Source organism: Pseudophaeobacter sp. 1A09344, assembly GCF_041008745.1.
GTDB classification, from domain to species: Bacteria; Pseudomonadota; Alphaproteobacteria; order Rhodobacterales; family Rhodobacteraceae; genus Phycobacter; species Phycobacter gallaeciensis_A.
Genome location: NZ_JAXGFS010000019.1, coordinates 50,442 through 60,062 on the forward strand (window position 1 = coordinate 50,442; position 9,621 = coordinate 60,062).

Annotated in this window: 10 protein-coding genes; 5 read left to right on the plus strand and 5 right to left on the minus strand. The window is 61.0% G+C overall.

Annotated elements, in window-relative coordinates; translation table 11 throughout:
- Positions 1 to 3 precede the first annotated feature (3 nt).
- Positions 4 to 1,557, plus strand: a complete 1,554-nt coding sequence (locus SM765_RS21950) for a substrate-binding domain-containing protein (protein WP_274836071.1) — start codon at positions 4 to 6, stop codon at positions 1,555 to 1,557.
- A 21-nt stretch (positions 1,558 to 1,578) separates the two neighbouring features.
- Here SM765_RS21950 and radC read toward each other — a convergent pair whose 3' ends face one another.
- The 3 genes from radC to dnaK form a co-directional block, all read right to left on the minus strand.
- A complete protein-coding gene (radC, locus tag SM765_RS21955) occupies positions 1,579 to 2,340 on the minus strand; it encodes a RadC family protein (protein ID WP_370570789.1) in 762 nt (253 codons plus the stop codon).
- A 139-nt stretch (positions 2,341 to 2,479) separates the two neighbouring features.
- Positions 2,480 to 3,634: a molecular chaperone DnaJ gene (gene dnaJ, locus SM765_RS21960; protein WP_274837882.1), complete on the minus strand. Its 1,155-nt coding sequence runs from the start codon at positions 3,632 to 3,634 to the stop codon at positions 2,480 to 2,482.
- An 82-nt stretch (positions 3,635 to 3,716) separates the two neighbouring features.
- Positions 3,717 to 5,636, minus strand: coding sequence for a molecular chaperone DnaK (gene dnaK, locus SM765_RS21965; protein ID WP_065272089.1), 1,920 nt, complete (start codon positions 5,634 to 5,636; stop codon positions 3,717 to 3,719).
- Between the two features lie 211 nt (positions 5,637 to 5,847).
- Here dnaK and SM765_RS21970 point away from each other — a divergent pair, with 211 nt between their 5' ends.
- Positions 5,848 to 6,450, plus strand: a complete 603-nt coding sequence (locus tag SM765_RS21970; protein ID WP_274829352.1) for an alpha-ketoglutarate-dependent dioxygenase AlkB family protein — start codon at positions 5,848 to 5,850, stop codon at positions 6,448 to 6,450.
- Here SM765_RS21970 and SM765_RS21975 read toward each other — a convergent pair.
- Positions 6,422 to 6,706, minus strand: coding sequence for a hypothetical protein (locus tag SM765_RS21975; protein WP_065272091.1), 285 nt, complete (start codon positions 6,704 to 6,706; stop codon positions 6,422 to 6,424). The two genes, SM765_RS21970 and SM765_RS21975, sit on opposite strands and share 29 nt — an antisense overlap.
- Positions 6,706 to 7,527: an ABC transporter permease gene (locus tag SM765_RS21980; RefSeq protein ID WP_065272092.1), complete on the minus strand. Its 822-nt coding sequence runs from the start codon at positions 7,525 to 7,527 to the stop codon at positions 6,706 to 6,708. The genes SM765_RS21975 and SM765_RS21980 overlap by 1 nt, the downstream gene beginning before the upstream one ends.
- Before the next feature lie 121 nt (positions 7,528 to 7,648).
- On the opposite strand from SM765_RS21980, the gene cysQ reads away from it, so the two are divergent.
- The 3 genes from cysQ to SM765_RS21995 form a co-directional block, all read left to right on the plus strand.
- Positions 7,649 to 8,446 carry a 3'(2'),5'-bisphosphate nucleotidase CysQ gene (gene cysQ / locus SM765_RS21985; protein WP_274831707.1) on the plus strand — a complete coding sequence of 266 codons (798 nt, stop codon included), beginning with the start codon at positions 7,649 to 7,651 and terminating at the stop codon, positions 8,444 to 8,446.
- Positions 8,446 to 9,246 carry a 3-deoxy-manno-octulosonate cytidylyltransferase gene (locus tag SM765_RS21990; protein WP_274831706.1) on the plus strand — a complete coding sequence of 267 codons (801 nt, stop codon included), beginning with the start codon at positions 8,446 to 8,448 and terminating at the stop codon, positions 9,244 to 9,246. Before cysQ ends, SM765_RS21990 begins: the two co-directional genes overlap by 1 nt.
- A 187-nt stretch (positions 9,247 to 9,433) precedes the next feature.
- On the plus strand, positions 9,434 to 9,621 hold a 188-nt coding region (locus SM765_RS21995; protein ID WP_368981837.1), incomplete at its 3' end, for a sugar phosphate nucleotidyltransferase.

Here is a 9,621-nt window from a genome sequence, read left to right on the forward strand (position 1 = left end):
CTCATGGCTTTCTTTCGTGCGGCGATTTGCGCCGCACTTCTTCTGTCCGGAACTGTCACATCGCTGGCCGCCCAGGATGTCACGCTGTCTTCTCCCGATGGGGCCGTGGAAATCACCGGCAACCTGTTGGGATTCGACGGAGAATATTACCGTGTCGACACCAAGTTCGGCGAGTTGACCGTCGACGGATCCGGGGTCAGCTGTGACGGTCCGGGCTGTCCCAGCCTGTCCGATTACGTGGCCGAGATCACCCTGTCGGGATCCTCGACCATGGCAGAGGTCCTGCTGCCCGCCCTGATCGAAGGGTTTGCCCTGCGCAACGGCTACCAGACGCGCCGCGATCCGCTGCCCGGCGACAATTTCGAATATGTTCTGCTGCGCGGGGATCGTCCCGCCGCCCGGTTCGATTTTTTCGTCAGCAATACCGACGAAGGCTTTGCTGATCTTCTGGCGGATGAGGCGGATATCGTCATGGCGCTGCGGGAAATCCGCCCGGCCGAGCGCGAACACGCGCAGGCGGCTGGCATGGGGGATATGACGGGCCCGTCGCGTAGCCGGGTTCTGGCGCTTGATGCGATGGTGCCGCTGGTGTCGCCGGAAAACCCGGTGCAGCGTATCTCTCTGCCGCAGCTGGTTGCGATCCTTTCCGGTGAGATCACCAACTGGTCCGAGCTGGGCGGCGCCGATGCACCGATTTCCCTGCACCTGCCGGTCGAAGGCTCAGGCCTGGCCCAGGCGGTTGAGGACAAGCTGCTGGCCCCGGCCAAGGCGACATTAATGCCTGATCTGCGTCGCCATGACCGGCACAGCACGATGGTGCGCATGGTTGCCACGGACCCCTTCGCACTCGCTATCGGCAGTTTTGCCAATACGGGCACCGCGCGAGCGCTGACCCTGACCGGGCCATGTGGGTTCTCCCTGCGCGCGACGCGCCGGTCGATCAAGACTGAGGATTACCCTCTGACCTCTCCCATGTTCCTCTATCTGCCGGAACGGCGGCTGCCCAAGGTGGCGCGGGATTTCCTTAGCTACGTGCGTGGTCCCGGCGCGCAGATCGTGATCCGCAGGGCGGGATTCGTCGATCAGGCGCCGGAACGCGTGTCGATTGCCGCCCAGGGGGACCGGCTGGCCAACGCGATAGAGGCGGCAGGGCCGGAGGTGGATCTGGAAGAACTGCAGCGGCTGACATCTACTCTGCGCGGGCTCCAGAGGCTGACAACATCCTTCCGGTTTGAACCGGGTTCAACCCGCCCCGATGCACAATCCCGCAGCAATATCGAGCAATTGGGCCGGGCGCTGGAGGCCGGGATCTACGATTCGCACAGGTTGCTCTTCGTCGGCTTCTCCGACGGAGTGGGACCGGCTGAGACAAACCGCAAGATCGCCATTAAGCGGGCCAATGCGGTACGCGATGCGGTGGCGGCAGCGGCAGAGACCGCCAATCTCGACCGGGTAGAGATCGACGTGGCTGCCTTTGGTGAGGCCCTGCCCATGGCCTGCGACGACAGCGCCTGGGGCCGCGAGGTGAACCGCCGGGTTGAAGTCTGGGTACGCTGACCCCTGCGGCGGTTGCCAGCACTACAGATATCCGTGGCTGCGAAAGCTCAGTTCTGACGATTTCCCGATGATCAGGTGATCGTGTAGGGTGATGCCAAGCGCGGTCAGGGCGTTCTCAATGGTTGCGGTCATGCTGATATCGCTTTCCGAGGGGGTCGGATCGCCGGAGGGGTGATTGTGCACCAGAATCACAGCGCTGGCGTTCAGCTCCAGCGCCCGCTTGGCGACCTCGCGCGGGTAGACCGGCACATGATCAACGGTGCCGCGGGCCTGTTCCTCATCCGCGATCAGCACGTTCTTGCGGTCCAGGAACAGCACCCGGAACTGCTCGACTTCAGAGTGGGACATGGTGGTGTGGCAGTAGTCCAGCAGCGCATCCCAACTGGATAGCACCTGCCGCTGCATGATGCGGGAACGCGCCATTCGGTGGGCGGCGGCCTCCAGCACCTTAAGGTCGGTGATCACCGCTTCGCCAATGCCCTTTACCTGCAACAGGCGCTCTGCCGGGGCGGTGATGACCCGGTTGAAATCGCCGAAGGTGTCCATCAGCCTGCGGGCCAGCGGTTTGACGTCCTGACGCGGGATCGACCGGAACAGTATCAGTTCCAGCAGCTCATAATCCGGCATGGCTGCCGCGCCGCCCTCCATGAACCGCAGGCGCAGCCGGGCGCGGTGATCCTTGATATAGGACGGTAGGCGTCCGGCAGGCACCAGCGCGGCGCGCGCTTCGTCACTGCAATCAAACAGTGGCAGGGTCTTGTCCCGGAATGCGCCAGCTTTCACCACGATCACCATCGTTGAAGGTATCAGGCCTGTCCTCGGTATTAAGGGCCAGCGGGGTGGGCTGCACAAAGTAAAAACGCCCCACGAGGGGGCGTTTTTGCGATGGTATTCGACCCAAAAGCCGGGGAGGGTTCAGGGATTACCCCTTCATGCCGTCCCAGAAGCTTTTGACCGAGGAGAAGAAGCTGCGGGATTCCGGGTTCGTGTTCTCTTCCGAGAGGTCTTCGAACTCGCGCAGCAGTTCCTTTTGTCGGGAGGTCAGGTTGACCGGCGTTTCCACGGCCAGCTCGATGAACATGTCACCGGGGCTACCGCCACGCAGCGCAGGCATACCCTTGCCGCGCAGACGCATCTGACGGCCGGACTGGCTGCCTTCGGGGATCTGGACGCGGCCACGGCCGCCGTCGATGGTCGGCACCTCGATGGCACCGCCCAGGGCAGCTGTGGCCATCGACACGGGCACCCGGCAATAAAGATTGTTGCCGTCGCGTTCGAACAGATCGTGCGGCGAAACCTCGACAAAGATGTAGAGATCGCCCGGAGGTCCACCGCGCAGGCCCGCCTCGCCTTCACCAGCCAGACGGATTCGCGTGCCGGTTTCCACACCCGCCGGAATATTCACCGACAGCGAGCGGTCCTTTTCCACGCGGCCATGGCCGTGGCAGGTTTTGCACGGGTTCTTGATGATCTGGCCCAGGCCCGAACAGGTCGGACAGCTGCGCTCCACCGTGAAAAAGCCCTGTTGCGCACGCACCTTGCCCATGCCCGAACAGGTCGGGCAGGTGGTGGGTTCGACCCCACCTTCGGCACCGGTGCCCTCGCAGGAGGTACAGGCGACCGAGGTCGGAACCTTGATCGTCTTGTGCAGCCCGGAGAAGGCCTCTTCCAGGGTGACGCGCAGGTTATAGCGCAGATCCGCGCCGCGCGATGCGCGCTGACGCCCGCCTGCCTGGCCACGGCCCCCCATAAAGTCGCCGAACAGGTCGTCGAACACATCCGAGAAGGCCGAGGAGAAATCGCCGCCGCCCGGATGGCCGCCGCGGGGACCGCCGCCACCGCCCATGCCGTTTTCAAAGGCGGCATGACCATAGCGGTCATAGGCTGCCTTCTTCTCGGCGTCCTTCAGAACCTCATAGGCCTCGTTGGCCTCTTTGAACTGCGCTTCGGCATCCGGGTTATCGGCATTGCGATCCGGGTGCAGTTCCTTGGCTTTCTTGCGATAGCCTTTTTTGATTTCCTCGGCGGTGGCGCCTTTGGCCACCCCGAGAATGTCGTAATAGTCGCGTTTTGACATCGGTTTACCCCTTCTGCCTCAACGTAAAACGGGCCAGTCCGGGGTCCGGACCGGCCCGAGGGTCAAGCCAATGATTCAGACCTTAGCGTTTGTCGCCGTCCAGGTCTTCGAATTCGGCATCCACGATGTCGTCGTCGCCCGGGCCGCTGGCTTCGTCAGCAGCTGTGGGTTCTTCTTCACCTTCTTCAGCCTGCGCCTTGTAGATCGCTTCGCCCAGTTTCATCGCCGCTTCGGTGACGTTCTGGATGCCAGCCTTGATCTTCTCGGCATTGGCTTTGTCGCTTTCCAGGTCGTCCTTCAGCGCGGCAACCGCCAGTTCGATCACTTCGACGGTGGACGGGTCCACCTTGTCGCTGTGCTCTTCAAGCGACTTCTCGGTCGAATGGATCAGGCTTTCGGCCTGGTTCTTCGCTTCGATCAGCTCGCGGCGTTCCTTGTCCGCCTCGGCGTTGTCCTCGGCGTCCTTGACCATCTTTTCGATGTCGTCATCGGACAGACCGCCCGAAGCCTGAATGGTGATCGTCTGCTCTTTGCCGGTCGCCTTGTCCTTGGCGCCGACCGAAACGATACCGTTGGCGTCGATGTCAAAGGTCACTTCGATCTGCGGCATGCCGCGCGGTGCCGGCGGGATGTCCTCGAGGTTGAACTGACCGAGCATCTTGTTGTCGGCAGCCATCTCGCGCTCACCCTGGAACACACGAATGGTCACGGCGTTCTGATTGTCTTCCGCGGTCGAGAACACCTGCGACTTCTTGGTCGGGATAGTGGTGTTGCGGTCGATCAGGCGGGTGAAGACACCACCCAGGGTTTCGATACCCAAGCTCAGCGGGGTCACGTCGAGCAGAACAACGTCTTTCACGTCACCCTGCAGAACACCGGCCTGAATGGCGGCGCCCATGGCGACCACTTCGTCCGGGTTCACACCCTTGTGCGGCTCTTTACCGAAGAACTTGGTCACCTCTTCGATGACTTTCGGCATCCGGGTCATACCACCGACCAGAACCACCTCATCAATGTCGGACGCGGACAGACCGGCGTCTTTCAGAGCTGCGGCGCAGGGCTTCATCGAAGCCTTGATCAGGTCGCCAACCAGGCTTTCCAGCTTGGCGCGGGTCAGTTTCATGACCATGTGCAGCGGCTGGCCCGAGGACGGATCCATCGAGATGAACGGCTGGTTGATTTCGGTCTGCGAGCTGGAGGACAGTTCGATCTTGGCTTTTTCAGCGGCTTCTTTCAGTCGCTGCAGGGCCATCTTGTCCTTGGTCAGGTCGACCTGGTGCTCTTTCTTGAACTGATCCGCGAGGTAGTTGACGATGCGCATGTCAAAGTCTTCACCACCGAGGAAGGTGTCGCCGTTGGTCGACTTCACTTCGAACAGGCCGTCGTCGATTTCCAGAATGGTCACGTCGAAGGTACCACCACCAAGGTCATAAACCGCGATGGTCTGGGTGTCTTCCTTGTCGAGACCATAGGCCAGCGCGGCGGCTGTCGGCTCGTTGATGATACGCAGGACTTCAAGACCGGCGATCTTGCCTGCGTCTTTGGTGGCCTGACGCTGTGCGTCGTTGAAATAGGCAGGCACGGTGATGACGGCCTGGGTCACTTCCTCACCGAGGTAGGACTCCGCGGTCTCTTTCATCTTGCCGAGAATGAAGGCCGAGATCTGGCTCGGCGAATACTTCTCACCCTTGGCTTCGACCCATGCGTCGCCATTGCCGCCGCTGATCACGTTGAACGGCAGGTTTTTCTTGTCTTTTGCCAGATCCGCATCGTCAAACCGGCGGCCGATCAGGCGCTTGACGCCGAAGATGGTGTTGTCCGGGTTGGTGACGGCCTGACGTTTGGCGGGCTGGCCAACCAGACGCTCTTCGTCGGTGAATGCGACGATGGACGGAGTGGTGCGGGTCCCTTCGGCGTTTTCAATCACGCGCGGCTGCGAACCATCCATGATGGCAACGCAGGAGTTGGTGGTCCCGAGGTCGATCCCGATAACTTTGCTCATTTTCGATCCCTTTTCTTTTCAAGGCGATTTCCCGAGACCTGGACCCGTTTTGGCATCCAGACCCCGATTTCGGTGCCAGGAGGTCTGCATCTCCCGGCGTCACGGCGTATATAGGGAGCGGAATTTGCCCCTGCAAGCGCCTGAACGCGTCGAGAAAGACGATTCAATGCGCTTTTTTGCATGGGCCGTGGTTAAGAATGGAATAACGGCGATGAGCAAGCTGCGCCTGCGCGGGTTCGAGATTTACAAAAGCCATCTGACCCCCGATGCGCAGCGGAACCTGATCGCGGCGTTGCGCCCGGTTCTGAAGGCGGCGCCGCTGTTTTCGCCTGTGGTGCCTGGAGGCGGGCAGATGTCGGTGCGCATGACCTCGGCTGGGGCGTTCGGCTGGTATTCCGACGCCGAGGGCTACCGCTACGCTCCAAAGCATCCGCGCGGCAGCGACTGGCCCGCGATCCCGGAACCGATTCTCGACATCTGGCGGGAACTGACGGGGTTGGAGCGTCTGCCCGATTGCTGTCTCATCAACTACTACGGCGAAGACGCGCGCATGGGTCTGCATCAGGACAAGGACGAGGCGGATTTCTCCTATCCGGTTGTGTCCATTTCCCTTGGTGATGACGGGCTGCTGCGCCTTGGCAATCCGACACGCGGCGGCAAGACGGATTCGCTCTGGCTCAATTCCGGCGACGTGGTGGTCATGGGCGGAGAGGCGCGGCTGGCCTATCATGGGGTGGACCGGATCCGGTTCAAGTCTTCGCGGCTCTTGCCCAAAGGTGGGCGGCTCAATCTGACGCTGCGCGTTGTGACTTAAAGCGTTGGACCAGGTCGGGGGCTGCGTCTTTCAGCCAATGTACGTCGGCGCAGGCTGTCACCGCGGCCTCTGCGGCGCTGTTGAAACGGCGATCACCAAAATAGCCGATAGAAAACCAGCCGCGTCCGTCTTCGGGTTCGCGCCGGAACAGGTCAAACCCGAACGAGCCATCATCCCGCCGGAAGATATCGACGCAGATGCTGTTGGTGCCGTCAGGCAGGTTGACCGAAGCAAGAACGTGGTATGGGTGCGCCACTATCGGCGCGCGCTCCAGCTGAGCGAGACGTGGCGGCGGGTGTAGAATTCACCCATCAGGCCGATCATCACCAGCACCAGACCCACCCAGGCGGCGTATTGCCATGTGCTGTGGTGGGGATTGTAGTTGATGAAGACATAGCCGCGCGACTGGTCGATGCAGTGGAACAGTGGGTTCCAGTCGAACATGGCCAGCATGAAGGTCGGCAGGGTATTGGCGAGGAACATCTTGCCCGAGGCGATCATGTTGGCGCGCTGGTAGATCATCGAGAAGATACCAACGAGGCTGGGTGCCCAAGGCTTCATCACCAGAAAAACAAGCCCGACCGCCGCGCCAGTGAACCAGGCCAGCAAAACCATACCAAAGGCGCCGATGGGTTGTTCGATATGCACCGGGGTAAAGGCGACGTGATAGACGAACAGGATGATCAGCAGCGACAGCACCTGGATATAAAGTGAGCCAAGCGCCGCTGACAGGATCGCCACCATGGTGTTCATCGGCGCGTGCTGCATCATCGGGCTGCTGGGCCCCTCTGCGCCGGCGACGGCGCTGACGGTTTTGGTATGGGTGAGGAACAGGAAGATCCCCGACAGCACATAAAGCAGAAAGTCGCCGCGAATGGCCGAGCCGCGCATGCCCAGAACCGCGAACATGATGTAAAAGGCCGCGACGAACAGAACAGCCTGCAACAGGTTGAGCCCCAGTGCGATCAGTGCGTTGTTGTGTTTCGACCGTACGCTCCGCACGACCGAATGAAAGACCACCTCGCCCATGGCGATGAGTCCGGAAACCGACGTTTTTTGCGTGCGAACCTGAAACATGTGGCCTGTAATCTGCGTTTGTTGCGGATTGGGGGACGGGCTGCTTGCCGTTCCAAAACAGAGCCACCATAAGGGGGCGCAGGAAAATTTTCAATTAACCCCTGGTCTGGGAGACGCCGAATTGACCTATGAAGAGCTCGTACCCGTGATCCGCCGGCTGGCGATCGAAGCCGGCAACAAGATCATGGAGATCTACAATTCGGATGATTTCGATGTGAAGGTGAAATCGGACGACAGCCCCGTCACCGCCGCTGACGAGGCCGCGGATGCTCTGATTTCGGCAGGCCTGCGTGCGGCGTTCCCGGATATGATGCTGGTCACCGAAGAGCAGAGCGCCTCGCACAAGGAACGCGGTGACACCTTCCTGATCGTCGACCCGCTGGATGGCACCAAGGAATTCATTCACCGCCGCGGCGATTTCACCGTGAACATCGCGCTGGTGGAAAAAGGCGTGCCGACCCGCGGCGTCGTCTATGCCCCGGCCAAGGAGCGCATGTTCTTCACTCTCGCTGATGGCTCTTCGGTAGAGGAAACCGGTGCCTTTGACCCTGAGACTGTTGGAGCCACATCTCCGATCCGCGTTGCCTCCAGCGACAATGCGGCGCTGATGGTGGTGGCCTCGAAATCGCACCGGGATCAGGCGACCGACGACTACATCAACAAGTACAGCGTCAAGGACATGAAGAGCGCGGGCTCTTCGCTTAAGTTCTGCCTCGTGGCCACCGGCGAAGCGGATCTTTACCCCCGCGTGGGCCGCACCATGGAGTGGGATACAGCGGCCGGCCACGCGGTCCTGTCGGGTGCAGGTGGCAAAGTGGTGCGTTTCGACGATCATTCCCCCCTTGTTTACGGCAAAGAGGGCTATGCGAACCCGTTTTTCATCGCTTACGCTCCGGGCGTTGAATTGAAAGAGGCCTGATGTCTGTCCTGATCGTCATCCCCGCGCGCTACGCGTCGACACGCTATCCGGGCAAGCCGCTTGTGGAATTGACCGGAGCCACCGGTGAAAAGCAGACCCTGATCGAACGATCCTGGCGGGCGGCCTGTGCTGTCGATGGGGTCGACCGGGTCGTTGTCGCGACGGATGACGACAGGATTCGCAGCGCGGCAGAAGGTTTTGGCGCCGAGGTCGTGATGACCTCGGAAAGCTGCGCCAACGGCACCGAGCGCTGCGCCGAGGCCCATGCGGCGCTGGGCGGCGACTACGAGGTCGTCGTGAACCTTCAGGGGGATGCGCCGCTGACGCCGCATTGGTTCATCGAGGATTTGGTCAAAGCTCTGCGCGCAGCCCCGGGCATGGGGTTGGCGACGCCGGTGCTGCGCTGTGATGGCGCAACGCTCAACAGTCTTCTGGCAGATCGGCGCGCGGGCCGCGTCGGTGGCACCACTGCGGTCTTCGCTGCGGACCACAGTGCGCTCTATTTCTCCAAAGAAGTGCTGCCTTTTTGTGCAAATGCCTATAAGGATGGCGAAAATACGCCAGTTTTCCACCATGTGGGCGTCTACGCCTACCGTCCTGACGCACTTGCCGCCTATCCTGATTGGCAGACAGGGCCGCTGGAAACCTTGGAAGGGCTGGAGCAGCTTCGTTTTCTTGAAAACGGTCGCAAGGTTCTGTGTGTCGAAGTCACCGCGCGGGGGCGCGAATTCTGGGAGCTGAACAATCCGGAAGATGTGCCCAGGATAGAGGAGATGATGTCCCGTATGGGGGCGGCCTAACCAACGGGACGCCAACGGCAGGTCTCTGAATAGGGGCAAAACATGGCCCAATGTCATCAAAAACCCTTTTTTTGGTGTTTTTGTATAGGGTGAAACGGACAGGGATTGCGCAACAGGTGAAGTGCGCGACCCTGTGGGGCCGGAACCAGTGAGGGCAGTATGCCCCGAAAATAATTGAGAGAACACCATGCGTAAAAAAGTGACGAAGGCGATTTTCCCTGTGGCGGGTCTGGGTACACGGTTTTTGCCTGCGACCAAATCGGTGCCCAAGGAAATCATGACGCTGGTGGATCGCCCCCTGGTGCAATATGCCATCGACGAGGCTCGCGAGGCGGGGATCAAGGAATTCATCTTCGTAACCTCGCGCGGTAAGGG